Below are 26,691 nucleotides of genomic sequence, written 5' to 3' on the forward strand. Positions count from 1 at the left end.
AAACTCCGAATTGGTTGTTTCTATCAACAAGAATGATACAGCACCTATTTTCGAAGTTTCTGACTTGGGTATCGTTGGTGACTTGAAAGTAATTCTGCCTAAATTGGCTGAAGCAATCAGAAAATTTAAAGCAGCAAAAGCTACAAACTAATTTATAGTTAATGTTTAATCAAGAGTTTCCTTTGGATTTTCAAAGGAGACTCTTTTTTTGTTATAAATGTTTTGAAGTTGTAAATAAGTAAATTACAATTTAAATAAACATACTCCTAAATTTTTGTTTGGTTGTAAATAAATACAGAGTCAAAAAGATTTTTATGGGAGATTTTGTAGGAAAAATTTTTCTCTGCCCATCTTCACTTAGACCTTTTAAGAACGTACTTATGCCCAAAAGTGACAAGGAGATATTTTCCTTAATAAGAATAGAGGCACAACGGTGGATAAGGCTGGTGGTAACAACCTTGATTATTTTTAAATAAGGCAAAACATATTAACAAAGGAAAACCAAGAAAACTGCAAAAATAGACATATTCCGCATATTATGTTATAATGAGAATAATCTGCAGGAGAGGATGAAAAGAGAATGAATTTGGCAGAGTTGGATTATGAAGAAAAGCTAATGACTGGACATCCGGATATAATTTTGAAAGAAGCACAACCCTTTTCAGAGCTAATGATGGAGTGCAGATGTGCTTTGATGGAAGTGGAAACAAAGCTGAATGTTTTAAATGAAGAATTTGCATTAAAGTATAATAGAAATCCTTTTGAATCCATTAAATCCAGAATTAAAAAACCATTGAGCATTGTGGAGAAGCTGAAAAGAAAAGGTTTTCCCCTTACTGTGGAAAGTATGGAAGAAAATTTGTTTGATATTGCAGGAATTCGTGTTATTTGTTCATTCGTAGATGATATTTATGCCATTGCGGCACTGTTGGTTCAGCAGGATGATATTACGCTTGTAGAGGCAAAAGATTATATTAAGAATCCAAAGAAAAACGGATATAGGAGTTTACACCTCCTTTTAGAAGTACCCGTTTTTTTAGCGGAAGAAAAAAAACCAATGAAGGTTGAAGTGCAGTTTCGTACCATTGCCATGGATTTTTGGGCTAGTTTGGAGCATAAGCTAAAATATAAAAGAGATATTTCTGATGCTGAGGAGATATTTCAGGAACTGAAAGAATGTGCTGATATTATTAGTAACATGGATTTAAGAATGCAGGAAATTAGAAATAGAATAGAAATTCAGCGAGATGATTCATAAAGAGCCTACTAAAATGGAGCTTAATAAAAAGATGGAAGGTTTTTTTGTGGATCGTTAGAGCGGTAACTTCCAGTCCATTTTTATAAACTTACTTTATGTTTTTGTGGAATTTTTTGTAGCAAAATCTAAGTTTGATAGGAATTCAAGGGATTATAGAGGGTAAGATTTGAAACAACAGGCGATTTGTACGAATAATTGCTTTGGAAATCAATTATGACAGCTCATAAAAGCTCATATTGCTTAATCAAGCAAAGGGCTTTTTTTATGATAATTTGAGAAAAAGAAAAGGATGCTCTTTTGAAATAGGGGTCATTTTGTTGAAGAACTGGGATATGCTAAGGCATATCTTTTTTTATTTTGCGAATTTTCGGGAGAATAGCATGTTTTTGCGGAAGAAAAATGGAATGGCACGACAGCGTTTGACAGAAAGTGCAGTGAAGGCATGGTATATTTTGGTCAAGCAGATAGTCTTTGGGAAATTACCAAAGAAACATGCCGGCGGATATTGAATACAAGGGAGGACATAGAATGCGGCAATATTATGATGGTGATATGAATTTGTATGGTTATGGTATAGATGAAGAATCATCCACTTTGCCTGAAAAAACAAAGCAAATAGGTGCGCTGGAAAGTCAAATGCGAATCTACATCGAGGATTATGTATATACATATTTATATCAATATGGCAAAAGTAATGGCGGAAAAGAAAAGGTTGCAGCTTTGGTAGGACGACACCTTGAAATGAACGGAGAGGATTCCGTTGTCATTTGCGGAGCAATTCAAGGAAAGGGAGCATCACAAAAAAATGGCGTGGAAAGTTTTAGTGAAGAGACTTGGGAATACATTGGCAGTCAAATGGAAACTTATTTCAAGGGGATGACCCTAGTTGGATGGGTTCATCTCCAACCTGGATTTGGTTCTTTCTTAATGGCAAAAGATGAGTTATTCCATGAAGAATTCTTTAAAGAAAAATGGCAAATTTTATTTGTTATTGACAGTTTGGATAAAATGGATACGTTTTATATTTATAACGAGGAAAAAAAAAGCTTGAGGCAGGCCAGAGGATATTTTGTTTATTATGACAAAAATAAGGAAATGCAGGAATATATGCTTGATAATAGCATGGTACATCCGAAAGAGGAAGAACAGGTTTCAGTTTCAGAAGAGGAACTGCTTAAAATGCAAGGGGGAGAAACGCTGGAACGAAAAAGACGCAGGCCAAAACCCGAAGAACGAATGGATGCAGCAAAAGAAATTCGCAGGGTGCTGCAAAAACGTGCCAAGGAGGCCGAAGAGGCGCAAAGGGGAAGGTACACAATGTTGGTTGGGGTAAGCAGTGTTCTTTGTGTTGTCTGTTTGTGCATGGGTTTTGCATTGATGAGTAATATGACTCGATTACGGAGTTTGGAAGGAGAAATTGTTTCGGTTCAGAGCTCCTATGCAAAGTTAGAGGAAAGTATTGAGGGTGTAAAAGTACAGGCGGCTTTTGCAGCAGAGACAACGGAACCAAAACAGGAGGAGAACAAAGAACAACCGAAGCAGGTTGAGGAAGAGGCGGTAAAAACTTGGTATACCGTTGAAGCTGGAGACAGTTTGGGATTTATCAGCAGTAAATACTACGGAGATAACAGTGGTATTGCTAAGATAATGAATGCAAACGATTTAGAAAATGCGGACATGATATATGCAGGGCAATCTTTATTAATTCCGTAATCTGTAAATGGGTGGAAATCATGCATTAAGTATAAAGCTTTTTTTCTAAAATATTTTATTTTCATTCCAATTATTTTATATACATTGATATATATAATAGGAAGGTTCTCAACAAAATTTTTGAATTTTACGGAAATCTAATTACAGAAAGAGCGGAGAATAAGTCAAGAACACATAGACAAGCATTGATAAAAGGAGTTAATTAAATAGGTAAAATAACCGGTACAGAAAATTTGTTGCTTAGTATGTTTTGCAGTATAAAAATGTAATTGCAAAAATATGTTGCGATGTAGGAAATAATATGATACAATATTTATGCTGTTTAACGATGGATAAGACTCAGAAATTTGAGCAAAATATATAGGAGGATCGGAATGACAACAATAGGTACAGTTTTAACGGTTATTTTAGCAGTGGTGGCATTGGTATTGTGTATCATTATTTTAATGCAGTCTAAGCGTTCTGCAGGCTTAGGAGCAATTAGTGGCAGTAGCAACGGAGATACTTATTGGAGTAAAAACAAAGGTCACTCTGTTGAAGGTGCGTTGGAGAAGTACACAAAAATAGGTGGCGCACTTTTTATGATTATTGCTTTTATAATTAATTTGGTGAGCTAAAAGACAAAGAGATGCAGAGATGCATCTCTTTTTTTGTAAACAAAGGTAAGAGAAAATTGATTTTTGGAGGTATTTATGGAACAAAATAATACGTTGGAAGAACGGAAAAAGAAGATACTTGGTTATATTGAGAGTGAAAACTATATTTCTATGAAACGCAAGGAAGTTCGCCAGATGCTTTCTGTACCAGATTCTGATCGAGAGATTTTTGAAGGGCTTGTTCTGGAATTGGTTAATGAGGGGAAGGTTGTTGAGACAAAAAAGGGGAAGCTTGTAGCGCCGAAAACCTTAAATATGTTTACAGGTGTTTTTACAGCCCATGCCAAAGGCTTTGGCTTTGTAACTCCGGCTGAAGGTGGACAGGACATTTTTATTTCTGCAAATGAAACTGGCGGTGCAATGCAAAAAGATAGGGTTTTATACAAGATAATTCGATCTGGAGAAAAGGACAAAAAAGCCGAGGGTGTAATTATAAAAGTTCTGGAAAGAGGAATTGTCCGTGTTGTCGGTCTTTACGAGCAAAGTAAGGGCTTTGGATTTGTGATTGCAGATGATAAGAAAGTAGCGAAGGATATTTTTATTGCCAAAGAAAATGCCAAAGGTGCTGTAAACGGACACAAGGTGGTAGTTGAGATCATCAATTATGGCGAGGAAAGGCGGAACCCGGAGGGAAGGATTATTGAGATTTTGGGACATATCAATGATCCCGGAGTGGACATCCTTTCGGTGATTTATCAATATGACTTGGCTGTTGAGTTTCCCGAACAAGTTTATAGTGAAATTGAAAATCTTGAAACAGAAGTTTTGGAAAAAGATAAGGAGGGTAGAGAGGATCTTAGAGGATTATTGACGATTACCATCGATGGTGAGGATGCTAAGGATTTGGATGATGCGGTGTCCTTGACAAAAACCGAGACGGGGAATTATTTATTAGGTGTGCATATTGCGGATGTTACCCATTATGTTCGCGAACAAACAGCTTTGGATCAAGAGGCCTATGCCAGAGGAACCAGCGTTTATTTGGTTGATCGAGTTATTCCTATGCTTCCCCATAAATTAAGCAACGGAATTTGCTCTTTAAATCCTCATACAGATAGGCTGGCCATGAGTTGTTTGATGGAAATTGATGGAAAAGGAAATGTGTTAAGCCATAAGATATGTGAATCGGTTATTTTTTCCGATTATCGTATGACTTATTCGGCGGTTCGAGAAATTTTAGAAGACAAAACGCCTGCACTTTTAGAAAAATATAAAGAGATTTTATCTATGCTGAATATGATGAATGAGTTAAGGGAAATTCTTGGAGAAAAGCGGCGAAAGAGGGGGTCTGTAAATTTTGACTTGCCTGAGTCCAAAATTATTTTAGATGATCAGGGGAAACCTATTGAAATTCGTCCCTATGAAAGAAGTATTGCAACCAATTTGATTGAGGAATTTATGCTTGTTTGCAATGAAACGGTTGCTGAGAATGCCTTTTGGCAGGAGATACCGTTTATGTATCGTACACATTTAGAGCCAGATGAAGAAAAACTTCAGAGAATGGAGCAATTTATTCGAGGGTTTGGGTATCATGTACGTAAAAAAGATGGGGAAATTCATCCAAGGGAGATACAAAGGGTCTTGCTTGAGGCGGAAGGAACGGAACAGGAGAGAATTATTACCAGAATGGTGTTACGCAGTATGATGCAGGCACGTTATAGTGCAGATAACCTTGGACATTTTGGCTTGGCGGCAAAATACTACTGCCATTTTACGTCTCCCATCCGTCGATACCCGGATTTACAAATTCACAGGCTTTTGAAAAAGATGCTCCATGGTGAAATGGGAGAGACTCAAATCAGGGAATACCATAAGCAGATGCCAGACAGGGCGAAACATTGCTCCATGAGAGAGAGAATTGCTGATGATGCTGAAAGGGATACAGAACAACTGAAAAAAGTTGAGTATATGGAAGATAAAATTGGTCAGGCATTTGAAGGTATTATTTCAGGGGTTACCAATTGGGGAATTTATGTGGAATTACCCAATACCATTGAGGGTATGATTGCTCTGGCAATGCTTGATGATGATTATTATGAGTTTGACGAAAAGAACATGTTGGTTTTTGGCAGAAGAAGTGGAAAAATTTACCGATTAGGGGATAAAGCAACGGTTGTTGTGGCAAAAGTATCTAAAGAACTTGGAACGATTGATTTTTTGTTTGAAGATAGTGAGGAATAAAAAAACGGCAAAAGCCTTAGGCTTTTGCCGTTTTAATTTCAATATAAATTTTAATTCGTAAAAAGGAGAGAATTCGAAATTCTTAGGATTCAATCTCTTTTTTTAGCATATAACAACGATACATTCCAAGGGTAATACCAAATCCATAAACCAAAAAGGAAAGGGCAATTCCGAATTTGGGCGCGGCTAAATGTGTGATTTGGCGGTAAAGCAAGCTAAACAGCATTAGCATTGCACTAATTGCTGCACATATGGAGATAAATATTAACTGTTTAGCTGCTTTCTGTGCCATTGATGGTTCTTTATTAAAATCAGACAGTAGTCTGGAGTTCATTTGTCCCACAAGGATTTTCTCTCTATAGAAGAAAACTGAAATACAGGTTAAAAGAACGGTATAGAGTAACATAAAAGCCTCCTTTTTATTCTCATTCAGTTGTAGTGTATCATTTTGACAGGCTTTATGCAAGCAGAGGAGGTATGAAAAGAAAAACAATACAAGAAATAATTGCTAATAAATTAGCGTGTACGAATAAAAAAACATAACATATTTCAGTTGGAACATTGAATTATCAGATGAAATATGGTACTTTTATAAAGCAAAGCGTAACTGCATTGCTGCGGTTATGTACAAAAGGAATAAGAGGAGAGGTAGTATGAATCAAGAATTGGAGAAAAAATATGGCCTTTTGACTGCGATTGCCATGGTAGTAGGTATTGTTATTGGCAGTGGTGTGTTTTTTAAGGCGGAAAAGGTTTTGGTAGCTACAGGAGGAAATCTCCCACAAGGTATTTTGGCATGGTTTTTAGGTGGTTTGGTTATGGTAATATGCGCCTATAACTTTGCAGTCTTGGCAACTCGCCATGAAAAGGTAAGCGGGATTGTTGACTATGCAGAAATGATGGTTGGGTCGAAATACGGTTACTTTTTTGCTTGGTTCATGGCAACAATATATTTTCCGGCAATGACATCTGTTTTGGCATGGGTTTCTGCCAGATATTTCTGTGTTTTATTGGGATGGGACATTGTTGGGCCTCAAGCTATGACCATTGCAGGGTTATTTTTAGTATGCAGTTATGTGCTAAATGCAATTTCTCCGAGATTGGCTGGCAAATTTCAGGTGACAACTACAGTAATTAAGCTCATTCCTTTGGCTTTAATGGCTGTAGTGGGTACTTTTTTTGGCTTAAAGAATGGCATTCTTTTGGAAAACTTTAATAGCGATGTGATTTATGAAGTACAGGGGAATCCACTGTTTACCGCTGTTGTGGGAACGAGTTTTGCTTATGAGGGGTGGATTTGTGCAACGAGCATTAATGCGGAACTGAAGGATGCTAAGAGAAATTTGCCTTTAGCATTGGTGATTGGCACAATTTTTATAGTTTTTGTTTACATGCTATACTATGTTGGTTTAGCAGGAGCGGTTGAAAACAGCGTTATGATGGAAGGTGGAGAAGCAGGAGCAAAAATTGCTTTTTCTACTGTATTTACTAAGGCTGGTGGTACGTTGCTCTTTGTGTTTGTAGTCATTTCTTGCTTAGGTACATTAAATGGTTTGATGTTGGCGTGTACCCGTGCTTTTTATGCAATGGCTGCCAGAAATGAAGGGCCTATGCCTCATATTTTCAAGGGCGTGGATAAGGTAACCAACATGCCCACAAACTCATCTGCTATGGGCGTTTTAATGGCATCCATTTGGTTGACATATTTCTATGGAGCGAACTTAACAGCTCCGTGGTTTGGCCCTTTCTGTTTTGATAGCTCTGAGCTTCCCATTATTACGATTTATGCAATGTATATTCCTATTTTCTTCATGCAGCTGAAAAAAGGGACGGATTTAGGTGGATTTAATCGCTATGTTGCACCTGTTTTAGGGGTTTTGGCTAGTATATTTATGGTAATAGCGGCGATTGTTTCTCTGGGAAAGGCAATTATCTACTACTTAATACTATTTGCAATTGTGATGTTGCTTGGGGTTTTATTAAAAAATTATGGTCATGAAAAAGTAGAATAAAATGACTTGGGCGGAGATTTCTCCGCCTTTTTATTGCAAAGAAATAGTTGACAGATGTAGCGTAAGTTGTATACTATAGTAAGTAACATATGTCGAAAATAGAGGGGGAGGAGTTATGGCAAGACCGAGAAAATGCAGGAAAGTATGTTCACTACCGGAAAATTGCGGTTTTGCACCGATGAAAAGGATGAATGATGAAAATCACGTTATTATGGCCGTAGATGAATACGAAACAATTCGACTAATAGATTTGGTTGGATATACACAAGAAGAATGTGCGGCACAAATGCATATTGCCAGAACGACAGTACAGGGAATTTATAATGATGCAAGAAAAAAATTGGCGGATGCACTAGTGAATGGAAAAGTGCTTTACATTGAAGGCGGAGACTTTGCCCTTTGCGAAGGTGAAAATTTGCCTTGCGGAAAAAAATGTGAAAAATATTGTTTCAAAAATAAAGAGAATGAGTTTAAGGAGATGTAATTATGAGTGAAAATTGTTCACATGATTGTGGAAGCTGTTCTTCCAATTGTTCAAGCAGAAAACCAGCTGATTTATTGATTGCGCCAAATGAGCAAAGTAAAATTAAGAAGGTGATTGCCGTAGTAAGTGGTAAGGGCGGCGTTGGTAAATCCATGGTGACTTCCTCCATGGCGGTATTAATGAACCGCTTGGGGAAAAAAACAGCAATTTTAGATGCAGATATTACAGGGCCTTCTATTCCTAAGGCTTTTGGCATAACGGAAAAGGCATATGGGACAAAGGACGGCATGATTCCATGTGAAACAAAAAATGGAATTAAGGTGATGTCTGTTAACTTGTTATTGGATGATGTAACAGATCCTGTAGTATGGCGTGGGCCTCTCATTGCAGAAACCGTAAAACAATTTTGGAAAGATGTAATTTGGGGAGATATTGATTATATGTTTATTGATATGCCTCCCGGTACAGGCGATGTTCCTTTAACGGTATTTCAATCTATTGTGATTGACGGAATTATTATTGTGACGTCACCTCAAGAGCTGGTAGGGATGATTGTGGACAAAGCCGTGAAAATGGCTGAGATGATGAATGTGCCTATTTTAGGTATTGTAGAGAATCTTTCTTATTTTGTCTGTCCTCATTGCAATGAATTACATAAGATTTTTGGTGAAAGCAACATTGATGCTATTGCTGAAAAACATAATATCCCTGTGGTTTGCAAATTACCCATTGACCCCAGCATAGCTGCGCGCTGCGATAGAGGCGAAACCGAAGATTTAGAAGGTGATTGGCTAGAGCCCATGGTATCTTTTTTAGAAAAAGAATAAGGGTGGTTTATGCAAAGAAACAGTATTATAAGTGTGTCTATGAATTTGAAGGATTCATAGATGTAATAGTAAGCGATACTTAAGGTGATGTAGCTACACAGCAGAAAAAAGGGTGTTTTTGCCCTTTTTAGAAGCGGTAGGGGATAATAATGCTATAATATGCTTTTTCCCGAATAAGGGGGCGTATGGTAGTAAAAGAGTGCGATATAACCTAGGTGCTTGAAATTTCCGTGAACATAGTTTTATAAAAAATATTGAAATTAAGGATGTCATCACAATTTCAAAAATAAAAATTGAAAAGTCTGGTTTTACTAGGCTTTTTTTTTGCGAATTATTATTGGAAAAGAGAAGCGTTGAATTGAATAAATTTTTATACTTTGTTAAATACTCCAATAGGTGGATATGAAAAAGATTTAGTGGGAAGTTGAATTTATTGGCATTGTTACGGAGTTTTTCCAATGCATTATCAGATATGAAAAAAATTTAGAACTACAAAGTATGAAAATGCGGCAACGGTAAAACGACAAAAAGTTTCCCTAAAAGCCATGTAAAAATGCACAAAGGCAAAAAAAGAGATGTTTTGTTTTGACTATGTACCGATATTAGTGCAAAAAAATGTTGGAAATGAGTTATTTATTAGTCACATTATTGTAAAATAAAGATTGATGTGTATCAAAAATTTGTGAAATATAATTAGATTAATTAAAATATAAAGTTGACTTTTTTTATTGCTGAATGAATAAAATGAGTCGAAAAGTTATTGAAAAAATAATAAAAATTGTACATATTTTCGTAAAAAGAGGGTTTTCCTATATTTACCTTTATAAAAAAATACTTGTTTTTTTACGATTTTTAGATAAAATAGTAAATAGGTTGCAGAATCTGAGGGACCATCTTTATTTTGTATACGACAAAAAATATCATTTGCTATCGTGGGGGCGAGATGATTTGCGATACAACGATTAAAGGCGGGGATTCTGACCGGTGAAATTATCTTAAATAATAATTTGGGAGGTCATTAAATGGAAGCAATTAACAATTTTGTATCCACCATCAATGGTTTTGTATGGGGGCCAGTAATGCTAGCTTTACTGTTTGGTACGCACGTTTTCCTGACAGTCAGAACAAGATTTATTCAGAGACATATCGGTACAGCTATTAAGTTATCAGTAACTCCAGATAATGAAGCAGAAGGTGACGTTTCTGGGTTTGGTGCGTTGGCAACTGCGTTGGCAGCTACAATTGGTACAGGTAATATCGTAGGTGTGGCGACTGCGGTAGCTTTAGGTGGACCTGGTGCTATTTTCTGGTGCTGGTTGACAGGTCTTTTCGGTATTGCAACAAAATACGGTGAAGCTTTGCTGGCAATTAAGTACAGAGTAAAAGACAAAACTGGTTCTATGATTGGTGGTCCTATGTACGCTCTGGAAAGAGGTCTGGGACAGAAATGGCTTGGCGTATTATTTGCACTGTTTGCAGGTGTTGCATGTTTTGGTATCGGTAACATGACACAGGCAAACTCCATTTCAACTATGGTTCGTGATAACTTTGGTTTGCCTACTTGGCTTACAGGTATTATAATAACGGTTGCTACAGGATTGGTTATTTTGGGCGGCGTTAAGTCAATCGCTAAGGTTTGTGAAAAATTAGTACCTTTAATGGCAGGTCTTTATATTTTAGGCTGTATCATTATTTTAGTATTAAATGCTTCTTATATTGGTGCTGCATTTAAACTGATTGTTGGCAATGCGTTCTCAGGTAGTGCAGCTGGCGGCGGTTTTGTAGGCGCAACAGTAATGATGGCAATTCGTTTTGGTATCGCGCGTGGTTTGTTTACAAACGAATCCGGTTTAGGTTCCGCGCCTATCGCTGATGCTGCGGCTATGACAAGAAACCCCGTACGTCAGGCTTTGATTTCTAGTTCAGGCGTTTTCTGGGATACAACTGTTGTTTGTGCTTTAACAGGTTTTGTTTTAGTTACATCTATTTTGAAAAATCCTGCTGCGATGGAAGGATTAAATGGTGGTGCTTTAACATCCGCAGCATTTAACAGTATTCCAGTAGTAGGCCCTATTGTATTGACAATTGGTTTGATTACATTTGCTTGGTCTACAATCTTGGGTTGGAGCTACTATGGCGAAAGATCTTGGGTATATTTAGTAGGTACAAAGGCTGTAAAACCTTTCCGTTTTGCTTGGGTAGTTGTAGTATTTATTGGTAGCGTAATTGCCCTTGACTTGGTATGGAATATAGCTGATACACTGAATGCGATGATGGCATTCCCTAACTTAGTTGCTTTGCTGGGATTAAGTGGTGTAATTGTATCTGAAACAAAGAAATTCCTGTGGGATGACAATATGGAAGGTTGGTCCACAGACGAAATTCCTACAGTTGATAGATAATTCCGTGTTAATTAATCCCACGGAAAAAGACGGCTTATTAGCCGTCTTTTTTTTGTGCTAAAAAGCAAAAGTTGATATTATATGCTTGTCCACAAAAAAGCTTTTTCTTCAAACTGTGTATAAAAAAAATCTTTAGAGTTAAAAATGATTTTTTTAATTTTGTTTTAACGAAAAATTGTATACTAAAATAAAAAAGTTAATATTAATAAATTTTTTTCGACAAATTTTACGTTACCATAAAAGAAGTATTTATTAATTAATTGCATTAATTATAGAAAAAACCTTGCAAATCAATTAATATTGGTAGTTATTATTTGATTTTTGCGTGTTACTTAAATTGAAATATGTCCTCTCAAAAAAAACACTTGTGTTTTAAAAAAAGTTATGTACAATGAATACAAGGTTTGGAACTATTATAAAAATCTTTCGTACCTATTTAAAAAATGTATTGTTTCAAAATAGACGAATTGCGATGAAAGGATAATTCCAACCAAACTGCAATAATACTTATTCATTATATTTAAATTAGGGAGGGAGCAAAAATTTATGGAAACACTCAATAATTTTGTAAGCGCAGTAAACGGCTTTGTATGGGGGCCTGTAATGCTCATTTTGCTATTTGGGACTCACGTATTTTTAACAATTCGGACAAGATTCATTCAGAAACATACTTTTAAAGGAATTAAGCTTTCGATTACACCTGTTGCGGATGCAGAGGGGGATGTATCAGGTTTTGGCGCGTTGACAACTGCTTTGGCTGCAACAATTGGGACAGGAAATATTGTTGGTGTAGCAACGGCAGTGGCATTAGGCGGACCGGGGGCGATTTTATGGTGTTGGCTGACGGGACTATTTGGTATTGCGACAAAATATGGCGAAGCGGTGTTAGCAATTAAATACAGGGTAAAGGATAAGACGGGAGCTATGGTTGGTGGTCCCATGTATGCACTGGAAAGAGGTCTTGGCCAAAAATGGTTGGGAATATTATTTGCAGTTTTTGCTGGTGTAGCATGTTTTGGTATTGGCAACATGACACAGGCTAATTCTATTTCTACAATGGTAGTTGACAATTTTGGTGTGCCGCAATGGATAACGGGCATTGTTTTGACAATTTGTACTGCTTTGGTAATTCTAGGTGGGGTAAAGTCCATTGCAAAGTTTTGTGAGAAGTTAGTTCCTTTGATGGCAGGGTTATACATAGCTGGCTGTGTAATTATTTTAATTATTAATGGGTCTTATATAGCTTCTGCGTTAAAAATAATTGTGAGCAGTGCTTTTACGCCAACAGCTGCCGGGGGCGGCTTTGTTGGAGCAACAGTAATGATGGCAATTCGTTTTGGTATTGCCCGTGGTTTGTTTACCAATGAATCTGGTTTGGGTTCTGCGCCTATTGCGGCTGCAGCGGCAATGACAAAAAACCCTGTTCGTCAGGCTTTGATTGCCATGACCGGTGTATTTTGGGATACGATTATTGTCTGTGCGTTAACCGGTATGGTTTTGGTAACTTCTATTTTAAAGAATCCTGAAGGATTGGCAGGATTAGATGGCGGAGCTCTTACATCCGCAGCGTTTAATTATATCCCTGTTGTTGGGCCTATTGTATTAACGATTGGTTTGATTACATTTGCCTGGTCAACAATTTTAGGTTGGAGTTACTATGGGGAAAGAGCTTGGGTTTATTTAGTAGGAACAAAGGCCATTAAGCCTTTTCGTGTTGTATGGGTTATGGTTGTATTTATTGGATGTGTTATGTCTTTGAAGTTGGTATGGAATATTGCAGATACATTAAATGCAATGATGGCATTTCCTAACTTAATTGCTTTACTTGGTTTAAGTGGTGTCATTGTGGCAGAAACAAAAAAATATTTATGGGAAGATAAACTGGAAAGTTGGTCAGGTGAAGAAATATTAGTTTTAGAAAGATAAAGAAGAGCTTTTTCATAAGCGAATTGGAAAAGTGGCGCATTTGCGTCACTTTTTTAGTTTTCAAATGATATACGATGTGTAAATTTTTAAAAGTTAGTTGTAGTTACAAAAGTAAATAAAAAAACATAGGGAGTAATGGCAATTGCAAATAAAGAGAATGAAAACGTTATTCAATTAGGCAGATTCATTAAGGGGGCAACTAAAATGTGCGGGCTTGTTTCTGCAAGGTTAGAAGGAGACTTTTAGGAGCATTTGGCGGTCCTTAGAATAGATAATGGATGCGAAACATTTTAAAAGTATAATAAAATGTTTAGAGCGATTAATCTTATATAGTATTTTGGGATAAGATTTTCATGTGTGAAAAACAAAACAAAGCAAATTGGTATCTATTACAAAAGGTATTTAGGAAATTGGAAGTTGAATTTAGGAAATGTGCTTCAAAAGTTACAATTCTAATGAAAAAAGGATCAGTAAGATTATTTAATACCATTATATAAATACAAGAATTGATATAAAATTATCGAAATGAGAATATTTGGTATGAAATTACATTTTTTTGATTCGACATAAGATGTCAAATATAGCAATAAAAACGCCAAAGATGTATAAAATTTGTTAAGAATTCGTTAGAAAAAAATATTCGTTCTTCGTTTGTTATTAAATGAATCTAATATAAAAGTGCTAATAATGAAAATATGTGTACAATGTGCTTTAAAATAATGATAAAAAAAGGGGCAATATGAATTATATTACAATCTTTTGAAAATCTATGCGAAAAAACAATGGTAATTTTATTTATTGTGCATAAATAATTATTTGTAACAGTCATATAAATAATTACAATTGCATAATTTTTTACAAATATAATTTATTTTTGAGTTTTTATCTTACAAAAAAATATTGTAATTTGAAAAAATATAGGTAAAATAAAATATAAGCGAGAGGCTCTAATGCGTTTAAAAGGAAATGTAGAAATGATATTTTATTAACAAATTTAAACGTGGGGGGAGCAATGATAAATCATTTGTGTTGGGGACTCTAGCGAACGCACTCATTTATAATTAATTAGGGGGGAATAGCATGGAAGCAATAAATAGTTTTGTATCCACCATCAATGGTTTTGTATGGGGCCCGGTAATGTTGTGTCTTTTGTTTGGTACGCATGTTTTCTTAACAATCAGGACAAGGTTTGTACAAAGATACATAGGCAAGGCAATCAAGCTTTCTATCACGCCCGACAATGAGGCCGAAGGTGATGTATCTGGCTTTGGTGCTTTGGCTACGGCTTTGGCAGCAACAATTGGTACAGGTAATATCGTTGGTGTGGCTACTGCGGTAGCTTTAGGCGGTCCTGGTGCAATTTTATGGTGCTGGTTGACAGGTCTTTTCGGCATTGCAACAAAATATGGCGAAGCATTGTTAGCAATTAAATACAGAGTAAAGGATAAAACCGGATCAATGGTCGGTGGTCCTATGTATGCTTTGGAGAGAGGCCTTGGCCAGAAATGGTTAGGCGTATTGTTTGCTTTATTTGCAGGGGTTGCTTGCTTTGGTATTGGCAATATGACGCAGGCAAACTCAATTGCAACGATGGTTGACTCCAATTTCCATATTCCTGCATGGATTACAGGTATTGTATTAACCGTAGCCACAGCTCTGGTTATTTTGGGCGGGGTAAAATCTATCGCAAAAACTTGTGAAAAACTGGTTCCATTTATGGCAGGTTTTTATATTTTAGGTTGTATTGTAATCCTTATCATAAATGCACCTTATATTGGTGGTGCATTTAAAATGATTGTTAGCAGTGCATTTACACCAACATCAGCTGGTGGCGGTTTTGTTGGAGCTACAGTTATGATGGCAATTCGTTTTGGTATTGCCCGTGGTTTATTTACAAATGAATCTGGCTTAGGCTCTGCACCCATTGCTGATGCAGCTGCTATGACAAGAAACCCTGTACGTCAGGCATTGATTTCTAGTTCAGGTGTTTTCTGGGATACAATCGTTGTTTGTGCTTTAACAGGTTTGGTTTTAGTAACTTCGATCATGAAGAATCCTGATGCAATGACTGGCTTAAACGGTGGTATGCTTACCTCAGCTGCTTTCAACACAATTCCTGTTGTTGGTCCTATCGTACTTACCATTGGTTTAATTACGTTTGCATGGTCTACCATTCTGGGCTGGAGTTACTATGGTGAAAGATCTTGGGTATATTTGGTTGGCACTAATGCAATTAAACCTTTCCGTGTTGTATGGGTAATTGTAGTATTTATTGGCTCCGTTACAGCTCTTGATCTTGTTTGGAATATTGCTGATACATTGAATGCGATGATGGCATTCCCTAACTTAGTTGCTTTATTGGGATTAAGTGGTGTTATCGTTGCTGAAACAAAGAAATATCTGTGGGATGACAAGATGGATGATTGGTCCACAGATGAAATTCCTGTTATCAACAAATAAATTTTATATTACGTAAACCCCACGGCAAAAAGACGGCATAACATGCCGTCTTTTTGTATTCTTAATTTTCTAAATATTTTAAGCGTAGAATTAAAAAAAGCTACGATTCTTTAAGAATCGTAGCTAAATGTGAGTGACATGATTCGAACACGCGGCCTTCTGATCCGTAGTCAGACGCTCTATCCAGCTGAGCTACACTCACATATCATTTTGGAACATTAAATATCATAATTGATAGAGACAGATTTGTCAAGTGATATTTTAAAAATAAAATAAAAAAGTCCTTTTTCTTATCTTCTCCCATGGGATGCACGAGAAAAAGGAACATTCATTATTTATTTTTGTTAAGATAAGGTAAAATTTTTGCAAGCTGGTGAGAGTAATGGAATTTATTTTCCACTAGTTTTCTTGGATAATCGGTGATTTTTTTTGCAGCTCTTGCACCGATAACCAAAGGAATAATAGGACCGGCAACTTTTTCCGGCCTGTTGCCGCTTTGCAGAATTTTTTCATATAGTGATTCCACATAAGTACAGAAACTATCAGCGGATAACTTCTTCATTGTTTCCATGCCTGCTTTAGATAGTCTGTTTTGTAAAGACTCATCTGTTAGAACTTGATAGAGCAACTGGGAAAGCTTTTCCTGATCTTCAAACAGTAGCCCAGTTACGTTATGGGTGATAATATTATTGATGCAAGGATCATTTTTTGCAACCACAGGCACGCCTGCTGCCATTGCTTCTGCAAAAGTAAGCCCTTGTGTTTCGGTAACAGAGGCACTGCAGAAGACATTGCCAAGCTGATAATATTTCCCGATTTCTGTCCAAGGCTTACCTCCTGTAAAAATAATATGTTTTTCTACACCCAAAGATTTCGCCAGAGATTCTAAATTTTCCTTTTCGGGGCCTTCCCCTACAATTACCATTCTAACGGCAGGTATTTTTTGCAATAAATCAGGAAGTGCTTTTATCACAACATCAATACTTTTTTCTTTTGCAACCCTTCCGACAGAAAGAACCACAGGGGTATCTGAATCAAGGCCTAAAGTGTGGCGCAACTCCAGGATTTCTTCCTCAGAGAAGTTTTCTTTGGAAAAGTGCGAGGTGTCAATTCCTGTGGGAATAATAGAAATTGGGGTGGTGACACCATAGCTTAGAAGGAGGTCTTCTGTCTTTTTAGTGGGTACAATCACATCGCAGGTTCCGTTACAAAAAAATTTGCTGAACTCTCTTGCCATTTCCGGTGTGATTAAATGCCCCCCTGCAATATAGTGAACATAGTCTTCATACATGGTATGATATGTGTGCACCACAGGGATTCCCTGGGTTGTTGAAATGAATTTCCCCAAAAAACCAAGGGAAAATTCTGTTTGTGTATGTATAATATCTAAATTCAAAGAATGAATCTTCCTAGAAAGATGGGGAGGGCACAGCAGTCCAGCACGAAAGTTCTTTAAGAACAAAAAAGGCATGCTGGGGATGCGAAAAACATTTGGTTCATCCATTTCAGGGGTACGTGGATCCCATGGAGTAAAGATATAAACGTTATGCCCTTTTTTTTCTAATCCATGGGCTAAAGTTCGGATGGAAGTGGCTACGCCGTTTAATTGAGGATAATATGTGTCAGAAAAAATACCTATATTCATAAAAATACTCCTTAAGCATTAAGTTAACAGGTTTATTATGATGAAATTCTAATACATTTTTGATTATTTTACAACTAAGAAATACTTAGGAATTTGTGAAGAATTTATTAAATCTAACTATTTTTTTGTTTTATGATATACTGACGAAAGGAGATTGGAGCGTAGAAAATGAGTAAAATGTTAAATGAAAAACAGAGAATTGCCCAAAATCATGACCAGGGGCCTATGATGGTTCTGGCAGGACCCGGAAGCGGAAAGACCACTGTAATTCTTTGCAGGTTGCGTCGCCTTTTATCAGAGAATACAGATAAAAATAAAGGGATATTAGTGGTTACCTTTACAAGAGCGGCAGCCATGGAAATGAAGGAACGGTTTGGAGATAGAGGCAGGGGTAAGGTTTTATTTACCACTTTTCACAGCCTTTTTTTTCGAATTTTACGTTATGCCTACGGGTATACATCGGAAAAGATTATTGGTGAAGAGGAAAAGTATAAAATCCTTCTAAATATTGTGGCGGAAAAAGGCTGGAGTCTAAATGACCCGGAAGAGTTTGTTTCCCAGTTTATTATGCAAGCATCTTTTATGCGTAATGAGCTTATTACACCTATGGAGTTTACTCCCGTTGACATGGATGGGGACTTGTTTCGCCAAATGTACCGAGCCTATGACGCTTTTAAAGAACGCCATGGTAAGCTTGATTTTGATGATATGCTTGTGCTCTGCTATGAGCTTTTCATGGAAGATAGCAAGGTTCTTGCTTTTTGGCAGGGGAAATTCTCCTATATTATGGTAGATGAATTTCAGGATATCAATCGTGTACAGTATGAATGCTTAAGACTTTTGGCGGCGCCTGGTAACAACTTATTTGTTGTTGGAGATGATGATCAAAGCATCTATGGCTTTCGTGGTTCCCGTCCGGATTTTCTGCTTGAGTTTGAAAGACAGTATCCAAATTGTGAGAATACAATTTTGGATGTAAACTATCGTTCTTCCCAACGTATTCTTTCTTTGGCATCAAAGTTGATTGGTGTGAACGAACAACGATTTTCAAAAAATTTAAAGGGGGTAAACGGTAAGGGCGAAAAGGTTTCCTTTTTTTTGGCTGAAGATACAACCGCAGAGGCAGAGAGGATTGCTGAAAAAATAAGCGATCTTTTGGAGGATGGAATTGCGCTAAATGAAATAGCAGTGATTTATCGTACAAATTTACAGGGTGGTGCTTTTGCACGGTCTTTATATCGCAGGGGGATTCCATATATTTTACGGGAAAACGGCGGAAACATATATGACCATTGGATAGCAAAAGATCTACTTGCATATTTAACCCTGGGGGAAAGCGAAGATGCAGACAGCGCACTTCGGCGTATTATAAACAAACCCAAGCGTTACATAAGCAAAGAAATATTACATGAAGCTGAGAGAATGCCATATACCTTGTTACGAAGTTTTTTTGTTTGCCCATCTTTAAAGAGGTGGCAGGAAGAAAATTTGGAAAGGCTAAGACAGGATCTTATGCAAATAGGAAAGCGGAATCCTTATGATGGGATAAAATATATTCGAAGGATTGTTGGATACGATGAATATTTGGAGGAGTACGCTAGCTTTCGTAAGTCAAGCGGGAAGGCCTTTTTAGAAATTGCTGATGAAATAACAGAAATTGCAAAAAATACAGGGGATGTGCAGGAATTACGAAGAAACTTGGAAGAAATGAGCCAACAAATGCAAGAGCAGTTTCGTGAAAATGGAGCGATCAAAAAGGGCGTTACGTTATCAACCATGCATGGGGCGAAGGGATTGGAGTTTTATGCCGTCTTTTTACCTTCATTGACTGAGGGGGTGGTTCCTCATGAAAGAGCTTTGGAGGGCTTGGAGGAAGAACGCCGTTTATTCTACGTGGCTCTTACCAGAACAAAAGAAAAGCTATGTTTATCTGCTATACGCAATCGATACGGAAAAGAAATGAAGCCTTCAAGATTTTTGAAAGAAATGGATTTGAACGTGGAATCGTTATACATTAAAAAAACTTAAAAAATCGTAAGGAAAAGTTAAAACAAAACTGTTTTCTCATTGCTATAATATTGAGAGACAGATTAAAGGGATCAGTATATTTGGAAAGCTTTAAGGATTTACTTTTGAGGCCAAACTACTTAGATAAATTACTTGATAACGTAAGAAGAATGTATAATTTTTAGGTGTTGGTTCAAATAACTAGAAGAATGCTTTTCTTTCTTTATGATTCAATAAATTGCGGAGGGGACTATGAAATATCAAAAGAAGCAGGAAATGAAGAAAAAGGTCTTAGCCATTATTGCCCTAATCATGGCACTTATCATGATTTTGAGTCTGATTGCTCCATTTACCATTTTTGCTGCACCTGTAACCGAGGTAACAACAAGCGTAGTTAAGAGCAATGATGGAGCAGAAACGGATGTGGATGACACCATTGGGTCTTTGGAGAGCTTTGGTAAGGATCGATTTACAGTTGAGTTACAAGCGGGATTTGATGAGAATTACATTGTAAAAAAAGGGATGCCTGTTCGTGGCGTTGTCACCAACCGTGGGGATGCCTTTCATGGAGAGGTGCAAATTAAGGCATATACCCGTACATCCTATGCAAACAAGGAGTACGCAATATATTACCAAAAGCTTGATTTGGAGCAAGGGGCTTCCAAGTCCATTGATATGGAAGTTACAATGGGCAGTATTCATGAATATTTGGAGATTTCCCTTGTGGATGCAAAAGGAAACAAGGTATATCAGGATTATTCGTTTTTGACGGCAAAAGACCCCAATACCATTATGATTGGCGTGTTAAGCGACAGCCCTCAAGATTTAAAATATTTGAATAATCTGCATCTTGCCCAAATGCCAGAGGACTTTATGGATGATGCGGAGATATACCAAAATGAACTAAGCAAAAATTATGATTTTCCTGTTTTTCTGGATGAAAGCACATTTCCAAATACGATAGGAATTATGAATAGTTTTTCTGCTTTGGTAGTGGACGATTTTGATTTTTCCGTATTAACCCAAGCGCAGAAGGATGCATTACATCAGTGGGTGCTAGAAGGTGGAACATTGATGGTGGGCACAGGTGTAACTGCTCAAAAAACTTTGAGAGGATTGGATTTTTTATCTGATATCAAGGTCGCAGATGTCACCGAGGGTGCTGAATTGGAAGGAATATCCGGTGAAGTTTCTCTGGCGCAATTAAGTGGAGAAAGATTGGCAAACTTAAGTCTTGAGAACGTAAATGGAATTTTCTCTGTTGTGGAAGAAGGCAAAGGACTTATTGTTTTAAGTGATTTTTCTTTGTCTGCGGCACCCATGGCAGGTCAAAGTGCTACTTTAGATTTATTGCAAAAAGCATTAAAACAAGCGGCATCCCAGTCATTTGAAGTAGATATATATGGCGATGACAGGTATTATAACCAAGCACAGTATATTGCAGGGGACTTCCCTCCTTTTGAAATGGGTTCTATTTCTCTTATTATTGGAGCAATCATTGTTTACATTCTAATAACAGGCCCTATCCTTTATTTTATTTTAAAGAAAAAGGATAGAAGGGAGAAAGGTTGGATCATTATTCCCATTGTCGCTTTTGTTTTTATGGGGCTTGTGTTTTTTTTGGCACAAAACAGTACTTATAAAAACGGAATCATTAATACGGTTTCATATGTTGAAATGCAGGAAGGCTCAAATATAGCCACGGCAGAAATTGGGATGGCTTTAAAAGCATCCGGCAAGGGGGATGTAACCTTTACTTCTGATGAAAAAATACCCTTAGCTGTTAATTTGGAAGAAGACCATTATTATGGAAGTGACACACAAAAGGAAAAATGCGCATATCGCATTCTATGCGGCGATACAACGGAAGTGAAGTTTCCTGATACGTCAAGCTGGCAAACTCAGTATTTTAATACGCAAAAAAGTATAAATTTGGGCGGAAATATTGAAAGCACTGTTGTGATGAAGGATGGGGGATTTGTTGGAGAAATCATAAACCATACAAATGTAGACTTTTACCATGTGGTATTACTATTCAATGGTTACTTGCAGGATTTTGGAAGTTTAAAAGCAGGAGAGACATTAGAAGTCAACATTAGTTCGGAGAAAGTGGCACAAGGAGACCAGATATTTTCTAACGGCTATTATTATCAAGAATTCAGAGATAAAGTACACAGCGGTGAGGTGACAAGATATGAAGCTTATTTGAAGTATATGGAGCAGGATATGCAAAATCAATTTTATGATTATCAGGTGAACACCGACTTAATTCCCGTTACCTTTTTTGGCTATAGTGATACACCAATATTAAACGGTGAAAGGAAGATCAATGGGAATCAAGTTTTGGAAAATAATATAACGATGTATCAGCAGGACTTTCCTCTGGAATTGTCAAAACAGGAAGAATTTGAAGTGGAATTAAAAGGTATTGTAGATGCCCCTATAAAATTTGATCATTACGAAAATGATGGTGGGGATAGTATATATCCTTTTGAAGACTCCGATTTTTATGTAGAGTATGACATACCCGATGATATAAGGGTTGACCGGATGGAAATTGATGTGGAAGCACCAAACGATGAATTGGTTCCTCAAAAAATAGAATTGTTTAATGAAGAAACACAGGAGTGGGACGAAGTTGTATTATATGAGCGTGTTAGTGTTGAAAAATATGTTGGAGAAGATAATGTTGTGAAAATGAGAATGCATTGTTTGAAAGAAAGAGAATCAGGAGTTCCTAAATTGCTTATTCAAGGGGGTGGTCTGTTTGCTGGAAATTAAAGAATTGGTAAAAAATTATGGTAAATTTACCGCAGTGGATCACCTGACGTTATCCGTGGGAAAAGGGGCTGTCTGTGGATTTGTTGGACCCAATGGGGCAGGAAAGACAACGACCATGCGTATCATGGCAGGGTTATTGAAGGCTACAGACGGTAGTGTAGTGATCGACGGGGTAGAGGTAACAAAAAATCCTCGGGCCTTACGTGAAAAAATTGGTTATATGCCTGATTTTTTTGGGGTGTATGACAACTTAAAAGTTACGGAATATATGGATTTTTATGCGGGAGCATATGGAATTGCTTATAAAGAAAGAGGTCCTATTATTGATAATCTTTTGGAAATTGTTGATTTATCCCATAAAAAGGAAAGCTATGTAGATTCTTTATCACGAGGGATGAAGCAAAGACTTTGTTTGGCAAGAAGCCTTGTTCATGATCCTGAGCTTTTGATATTGGATGAGCCTGCCTCAGGGCTTGACCCTCGTGCCAGAGTGGAGATCAAGGAGGTTCTTAAGCAACTGCAAGGAATGGGGAAAACCATTGTAATAAGCTCCCATATTCTGCCTGAACTGGCAGAAATGTGTACGGAAATTTGTATTATTAATGGAGGGAAATTAGCTGCCCAAGGTTCTGTGCAGGAAATTATGCAAAAATTGAGCCAAAAGCGGATTATTCATGTTCAGCCGTTAGGTGAGAAGGAGAAGATGATCCAAATTTTAAAGGAGCAGCCTTTTATTCGCTCTATCATAGAAAATTCCCAGGATGTGGATTTTGATTTTGCGGGTACAAATGAGCAGCTGGCAGGTGTTTTGAAGCAACTGGTATTGGCGGATATTCCTCTGATTTCCTTTAAAGAAAAGGAAGGAAATTTGGAAGAAGTATTTATGCAGATTACAGGAGGTGAGAGCGTATGATGAATCCGGTATTAAGGCGAGAGACCATTACTTCCCTCAGAGGGTGGAAAAACTATGCTGTTTTAACTTTTTATTTGTTTATGATGACTTTGGGTGCTTTTATTTTCTTTTATAGCAGCGCATATGAGTCTTACCGCTTTACGTTTGACCCTCAAAGCGTTGTATACTTGTATGTGGTTTTAGGGTCAATTCAGATGGCACTTATTGTATTATCAGTGCCGGCTTTGACGGCAGGCAGTATTAGTGGGGAAAGGGAACGACAGACGTTGGATTTGCTTCTGGTCACAAAGCTTTCTCCCTTCTCTATTGTAATTGGGAAGCTGTTGTCATCTATGGCCTTCGTTTTATTGCTAATTGTTAGTACGTTACCTGTGTTCTCTATTGTATTTTATTTTGGCAGTGTGGGTATTGGCTCAGTGCTAACTTTAGTTTGTTTTACGTTGACGACGGCTTACATGCTGGGGGGCATTTCTGTTTTCTTTTCATGCATTTATAAAAAAACAGTGGTTTCTATTATGTTGGTTTATATTTTTACAGGTATTTTATGTTTTGGTACGTTGATTTTAGTAGTGCTGCCTATGGCTGTAAGAGGGGGAAATCAAGTTTCCAATACAGTTACTCTATTTAAATTAATTCCCAACCCCGGTGTTGCATTTTTTTCATTAATAGATGGACAGATTGGTAGCAATATTATTAAGGATGTATTTTTTGAATATACACAGCCTTCGAAAAATTCTTTTATCCAATGGGGCGCAGAACACCTTTGGATATTGCATATTATATTCCAACTTGTGGTTGGCTCAGTTTTTATTGCTTTGGCAGCAGGCTCAATTAACCCTGTGCGAGAGCATAAGCAGAAGAACAAAAGGGCTAAGACAAATGGGAAAGGAAAAAGCGAGGTTTAGGCTATGGGTAAATTTCAAACCCTATTAGCACCGTTAAGAAGAAAACTTTTGTTAGAAGGCTTCATACAGAGGCTTTTAAGGTTTTGGCTGGCGGCAAGTGTGGTTGGGCTTGCCGTTGTTTTGCTGTCAAAAATTATTTTTATGCCAGATGCGGTCATGATTGTGTTTTTGATTTTTGGAGTGATCTCCCTTTTTGCAATAGGCTATGCAGTTGTAAAGCGGCCAAGATTGCAGGAAGTGGCTACAGTGGCTGATGCGTTGGGTGGGCAGGAACGCATGGTAACTTCTTTAGAGCTATTGCAAAAACAGGAATCTACAAAAATTGAAAAAATGGCAATTGAAGATGGCCTTGCGGTTGGAGCAAAAATAGATTTTGCAAAGGCTTATCGGATGAGACTGCCGAAAAAGGCGTTTTTATGGATGATCCTTATTATAATTTTAACCATGGCAACTGGTTTTTTACCATCACCTCGGGAAGAAAAAGCAGAGATTTATGCAAAAGCAAAGCTTGAGAAAATTGAAAAGGTAATAAAAGAAGTGAAAAAAGACGAAGCATTATCAACAGAGGAAAAAAAGCTTTTACAAAAGGAGTTAAGTGCGCTTTCCAAAGAATTGAAGCGTGCCCCCAGCAAAGAAAAGGGGGAGGATGCAGTTGAAAAAACACAGCAAGAGTTGAAAAAACTTGAAAAAGATAGTGTTTCCAGGGATTTAAAGCAATTGGCTCAGGAGTTTGCAAAACAGGAGATTACTGCACCATTGGCGGAGGCGGCGGAAAAAGGTGACGCGAAAGCAATCGAGGAAGCTATAGCAAAGCTTCAAGAGCAGCTAAAACAACTAACCAGGGAACAGCTTGTGGCGCTAGGTAACCAGATGGGAGCAGCAGCGGGTCAAATGTCTAATGAAGATTTGGCAAAGGCTTTGGAGCAGTTAGCGGAGGCAATGGAAAACGGAATAGTTTCTTCAGAACAGCTGGATCAACTGCGTATCCAGATGATGGCGCAAAGCGCCCAAAACCAGGAATTAAGAAAAACATTGGAAAATGCCAACCAGATGTTAGGAGAAACCAATGGTCAACAGCCACAAGGAAGTCAAGGTCAAGATCAGGGTGCAGGTCAAGGACAAGGTACAGGTCAAGGACAAGGTACAGGTCAAGGGCAAGGACAAGGTGCCGGTGGACAAGGTACTGGCGGTGCTGGACGAGGAACCGGACATATCGACAATGAGGAAGTTTTTACGAGGAAAGCAGCTGAAAAAGCAGATTATGATACCCAAGTAAGCGGGACAAAGAACGGAGGAGGAGATACCTCTCTAACCCAACAGAAAACCATTGGTGAAGTTGGGGAGCGCTTACCTTATGAACAGGTATTTCAGAGTTATCAAAACGATGCGATGAAAGCGTTAGAGGAGCAAGATACGCCCTATGGTATGCGACAATTGGTTTCAGATTATTTTTCAACCTTGGAAAAGTAGGTAATAAAATTGTGAAATTGTCAGTAATATCGTGCCATTTATCAAAAAAAGCCGAGAAAATTTAAGCTGATTCACGATTTTTGTTTATAAAGTTCTGGTCAAGCATTTTCCGAGGTTTGTAGTGTTTGGGATAGAGTCCAGAGAACTTTTTTAGGGATTATTCAGGAAGGGGATTATATGCGTTTTTTTACACCTTGGGGACTGCTTGCTTTACTGGCAGTACCTATCATTATTTTGATGTATTTATTGAAGCAGAAATATAAAGAAACGAAGGTTCCCAGCCTGTACCTTTGGAAAAAGGCCATTCCGCAATCAAAAGCCCAAGAGCCCTGGCAGAAGCTAAGAAAAAACATCCTGCTATTTTTGCAGATTGCAGCGGTAATTGTTCTGGCACTTGCGTTAGGTGGACCGTATATCATGGGAAAGAGCCAAGTGGTCGACTATGTTTTGGCGTTGGATTGTTCTATGAGTATGCAGGCTACAGATATAGAGGAAAGTAGATTTTTAGCGGCAAAAAAAGATATGATACGCTTGGTTGAAGAGGCAGCACCTCAGGCTTCTTTTTCTTTCGTACTTTTGCAGGACGAACCAGCATTGGTGTTAAGCGGCACTCAAGAAAAACAGGAAGTGTTACGCTGTATTCGAGAAACAGAGGCTGCAGATGGCGGTGTATCTTGGGATAAGGCAAAGGAAATTTTAGAGGCAGAAAAGGATATTCTTGGCGGAAAAATTATTGTATTTACTGATGATTACGGCAGTTTTGGAGATTTACCTGTAGAAGAACAGGTATACAATAAAGGTGGAAACAATAGTGTGTTGTCCATGCTTTCCTATGGGGAGCAAGAAGATGGCCTTTCTGTATTGACGCGATTGGAAAATTGGGGCGAGGAGAAAATTGGCCGCAGGCTACCATTGCAGGTGAATCAAATCACCATCCATCCGGAAGAAATGCCGATGTCAACTTTGCAGTTCACAGAGCGTCTTGGTTATCGCAAGAAAAACGCGATTGAAATGCTCACTATGGGCTGCTATAACACGCTGTGGACATTGC

19 protein-coding genes and 1 tRNA gene are annotated in these 26,691 nt (G+C 37.6%); 17 read left to right on the forward strand and 3 right to left on the reverse strand.

From position 1 onward, the window contains the following. Nucleotides 1–580 precede the first annotated feature (580 nt). The 5 genes from P9Q65_RS09770 (at nucleotide 581) to rnr (ending at nucleotide 5,808) form a co-directional block, all read left to right on the forward strand. Nucleotides 581–1,258, forward strand: a complete 678-nt coding sequence (locus P9Q65_RS09770; protein WP_304509246.1) for a GTP pyrophosphokinase — start codon at nucleotides 581–583, stop codon at nucleotides 1,256–1,258. A gap of 380 nt (nucleotides 1,259–1,638) precedes the next feature. Then, entirely contained in the window at nucleotides 1,639–1,767 is a 129-nt protein-coding gene (locus P9Q65_RS09775; RefSeq protein ID WP_304509247.1) for a hypothetical protein, read from the forward strand. A 19-nt stretch (nucleotides 1,768–1,786) separates the two neighbouring features. Continuing rightward, nucleotides 1,787–2,971, forward strand: a complete 1,185-nt coding sequence (locus P9Q65_RS09780) for a LysM peptidoglycan-binding domain-containing protein (RefSeq protein WP_304509248.1) — start codon at nucleotides 1,787–1,789, stop codon at nucleotides 2,969–2,971. 374 nt (nucleotides 2,972–3,345) lie between these two features. Continuing rightward, nucleotides 3,346–3,588: a preprotein translocase subunit SecG gene (gene secG, locus P9Q65_RS09785; protein WP_304509249.1), complete on the forward strand. Its 243-nt coding sequence runs from the start codon at nucleotides 3,346–3,348 to the stop codon at nucleotides 3,586–3,588. A gap of 75 nt (nucleotides 3,589–3,663) precedes the next feature. Further along, nucleotides 3,664–5,808, forward strand: a complete 2,145-nt coding sequence (gene rnr / locus P9Q65_RS09790) for a ribonuclease R (RefSeq protein WP_304509250.1) — start codon at nucleotides 3,664–3,666, stop codon at nucleotides 5,806–5,808. Between the two features lie 82 nt (nucleotides 5,809–5,890). On the opposite strand, the gene P9Q65_RS09795 is transcribed toward rnr, so the two are convergent. Beyond that, a complete protein-coding gene (locus P9Q65_RS09795) occupies nucleotides 5,891–6,214 on the reverse strand; it encodes a hypothetical protein (RefSeq protein WP_304509251.1) in 324 nt (107 codons plus the stop codon). A 247-nt stretch (nucleotides 6,215–6,461) separates the two neighbouring features. Between P9Q65_RS09795 and P9Q65_RS09800 the strand changes: the two genes are divergently transcribed. The 6 genes from P9Q65_RS09800 (at nucleotide 6,462) to P9Q65_RS09825 (ending at nucleotide 15,919) form a co-directional block, all read left to right on the forward strand. Next, nucleotides 6,462–7,820: an APC family permease gene (locus P9Q65_RS09800; RefSeq protein WP_304509252.1), complete on the forward strand. Its 1,359-nt coding sequence runs from the start codon at nucleotides 6,462–6,464 to the stop codon at nucleotides 7,818–7,820. Between the two features lie 115 nt (nucleotides 7,821–7,935). Further along, nucleotides 7,936–8,304, forward strand: coding sequence for a DUF134 domain-containing protein (locus P9Q65_RS09805; RefSeq protein ID WP_304509253.1), 369 nt, complete (start codon nucleotides 7,936–7,938; stop codon nucleotides 8,302–8,304). A gap of 2 nt (nucleotides 8,305–8,306) precedes the next feature. Beyond that, entirely contained in the window at nucleotides 8,307–9,131 is an 825-nt protein-coding gene (locus P9Q65_RS09810; RefSeq protein WP_304509254.1) for an Mrp/NBP35 family ATP-binding protein, read from the forward strand. 1,022 nt (nucleotides 9,132–10,153) lie between these two features. Continuing rightward, nucleotides 10,154–11,533: an alanine/glycine:cation symporter family protein gene (locus P9Q65_RS09815; protein ID WP_304509255.1), complete on the forward strand. Its 1,380-nt coding sequence runs from the start codon at nucleotides 10,154–10,156 to the stop codon at nucleotides 11,531–11,533. A 546-nt stretch (nucleotides 11,534–12,079) separates the two neighbouring features. After that, entirely contained in the window at nucleotides 12,080–13,459 is a 1,380-nt protein-coding gene (locus tag P9Q65_RS09820) for an alanine/glycine:cation symporter family protein (RefSeq protein ID WP_304509256.1), read from the forward strand. Nucleotides 13,460–14,539: 1,080 nt separating this feature from the next. Beyond that, nucleotides 14,540–15,919: an alanine/glycine:cation symporter family protein gene (locus P9Q65_RS09825; protein ID WP_304509257.1), complete on the forward strand. Its 1,380-nt coding sequence runs from the start codon at nucleotides 14,540–14,542 to the stop codon at nucleotides 15,917–15,919. A gap of 128 nt (nucleotides 15,920–16,047) precedes the next feature. Here the strand turns inward: P9Q65_RS09825 and P9Q65_RS09830 are convergent. Beyond that, nucleotides 16,048–16,121 (reverse strand) — tRNA-Arg (locus P9Q65_RS09830). A 129-nt stretch (nucleotides 16,122–16,250) separates the two neighbouring features. After that, complete coding sequence (locus P9Q65_RS09835) at nucleotides 16,251–17,564, reverse strand: glycosyltransferase family 4 protein (RefSeq protein WP_304509258.1); 1,314 nt, start codon at nucleotides 17,562–17,564, stop codon at nucleotides 16,251–16,253. A gap of 168 nt (nucleotides 17,565–17,732) precedes the next feature. On the opposite strand from P9Q65_RS09835, the gene P9Q65_RS09840 reads away from it, so the two are divergent. The 6 genes from P9Q65_RS09840 to P9Q65_RS09865 all read left to right on the forward strand — a co-directional run. Then, a complete protein-coding gene (locus P9Q65_RS09840; RefSeq protein ID WP_304509259.1) occupies nucleotides 17,733–19,592 on the forward strand; it encodes an ATP-dependent helicase in 1,860 nt (619 codons plus the stop codon). A gap of 231 nt (nucleotides 19,593–19,823) precedes the next feature. Further along, nucleotides 19,824–22,352 carry a hypothetical protein gene (locus P9Q65_RS09845; RefSeq protein WP_304509260.1) on the forward strand — a complete coding sequence of 843 codons (2,529 nt, stop codon included), beginning with the start codon at nucleotides 19,824–19,826 and terminating at the stop codon, nucleotides 22,350–22,352. Next, entirely contained in the window at nucleotides 22,339–23,265 is a 927-nt protein-coding gene (locus tag P9Q65_RS09850; RefSeq protein WP_304509261.1) for an ABC transporter ATP-binding protein, read from the forward strand. The genes P9Q65_RS09845 and P9Q65_RS09850 overlap by 14 nt, the downstream gene beginning before the upstream one ends. Further along, complete coding sequence (locus P9Q65_RS09855; RefSeq protein ID WP_304509262.1) at nucleotides 23,262–24,170, forward strand: ABC transporter permease; 909 nt, start codon at nucleotides 23,262–23,264, stop codon at nucleotides 24,168–24,170. Before P9Q65_RS09850 ends, P9Q65_RS09855 begins: the two co-directional genes overlap by 4 nt. A gap of 3 nt (nucleotides 24,171–24,173) precedes the next feature. Beyond that, the gene (locus P9Q65_RS09860; RefSeq protein WP_304509263.1) at nucleotides 24,174–25,640 is read left to right on the forward strand and encodes a hypothetical protein; all 1,467 of its coding nucleotides are present in this window, start codon (nucleotides 24,174–24,176) and stop codon (nucleotides 25,638–25,640) included. Nucleotides 25,641–25,817: 177 nt separating this feature from the next. Continuing rightward, nucleotides 25,818–26,691: BatA domain-containing protein (locus P9Q65_RS09865; protein ID WP_304509264.1), on the forward strand; the 874-nt coding region annotated here is incomplete at its 3' end.

The organism is Anaerotignum sp., assembly GCF_030625865.1.
GTDB lineage: Bacteria > Bacillota > Clostridia > Lachnospirales > Anaerotignaceae > Chakrabartyella.

Excerpts from the sequence above, each read along its gene's own strand:
- P9Q65_RS09795 (WP_304509251.1), bottom strand. The coding sequence starts at position 6,214 with ATGTTACTCTATACCGTTCTTTTAACCTGTATTTCAGTTTTCTTCTAT.
- P9Q65_RS09815 (WP_304509255.1), top strand. The coding sequence starts at position 10,154 with ATGGAAGCAATTAACAATTTTGTATCCACCATCAATGGTTTTGTATGG.
- P9Q65_RS09840 (WP_304509259.1), top strand. The coding sequence starts at position 17,733 with ATGAGTAAAATGTTAAATGAAAAACAGAGAATTGCCCAAAATCATGAC.
- P9Q65_RS09855 (WP_304509262.1), top strand. The coding sequence starts at position 23,262 with ATGATGAATCCGGTATTAAGGCGAGAGACCATTACTTCCCTCAGAGGG.
- P9Q65_RS09835 (WP_304509258.1), bottom strand. The coding sequence starts at position 17,564 with ATGAATATAGGTATTTTTTCTGACACATATTATCCTCAATTAAACGGC.
- rnr (WP_304509250.1), top strand. The coding sequence starts at position 3,664 with ATGGAACAAAATAATACGTTGGAAGAACGGAAAAAGAAGATACTTGGT.
- P9Q65_RS09800 (WP_304509252.1), top strand. The coding sequence starts at position 6,462 with ATGAATCAAGAATTGGAGAAAAAATATGGCCTTTTGACTGCGATTGCC.
- P9Q65_RS09810 (WP_304509254.1), top strand. The coding sequence starts at position 8,307 with ATGAGTGAAAATTGTTCACATGATTGTGGAAGCTGTTCTTCCAATTGT.
- P9Q65_RS09845 (WP_304509260.1), top strand. The coding sequence starts at position 19,824 with ATGAAATATCAAAAGAAGCAGGAAATGAAGAAAAAGGTCTTAGCCATT.
- P9Q65_RS09820 (WP_304509256.1), top strand. The coding sequence starts at position 12,080 with ATGGAAACACTCAATAATTTTGTAAGCGCAGTAAACGGCTTTGTATGG.
- P9Q65_RS09825 (WP_304509257.1), top strand. The coding sequence starts at position 14,540 with ATGGAAGCAATAAATAGTTTTGTATCCACCATCAATGGTTTTGTATGG.
- P9Q65_RS09805 (WP_304509253.1), top strand. The coding sequence starts at position 7,936 with ATGGCAAGACCGAGAAAATGCAGGAAAGTATGTTCACTACCGGAAAAT.
- P9Q65_RS09860 (WP_304509263.1), top strand. The coding sequence starts at position 24,174 with ATGGGTAAATTTCAAACCCTATTAGCACCGTTAAGAAGAAAACTTTTG.
- P9Q65_RS09780 (WP_304509248.1), top strand. The coding sequence starts at position 1,787 with ATGCGGCAATATTATGATGGTGATATGAATTTGTATGGTTATGGTATA.
- P9Q65_RS09770 (WP_304509246.1), top strand. The coding sequence starts at position 581 with ATGAATTTGGCAGAGTTGGATTATGAAGAAAAGCTAATGACTGGACAT.
- secG (WP_304509249.1), top strand. The coding sequence starts at position 3,346 with ATGACAACAATAGGTACAGTTTTAACGGTTATTTTAGCAGTGGTGGCA.
- P9Q65_RS09775 (WP_304509247.1), top strand. The coding sequence starts at position 1,639 with ATGTTTTTGCGGAAGAAAAATGGAATGGCACGACAGCGTTTGACAGAA.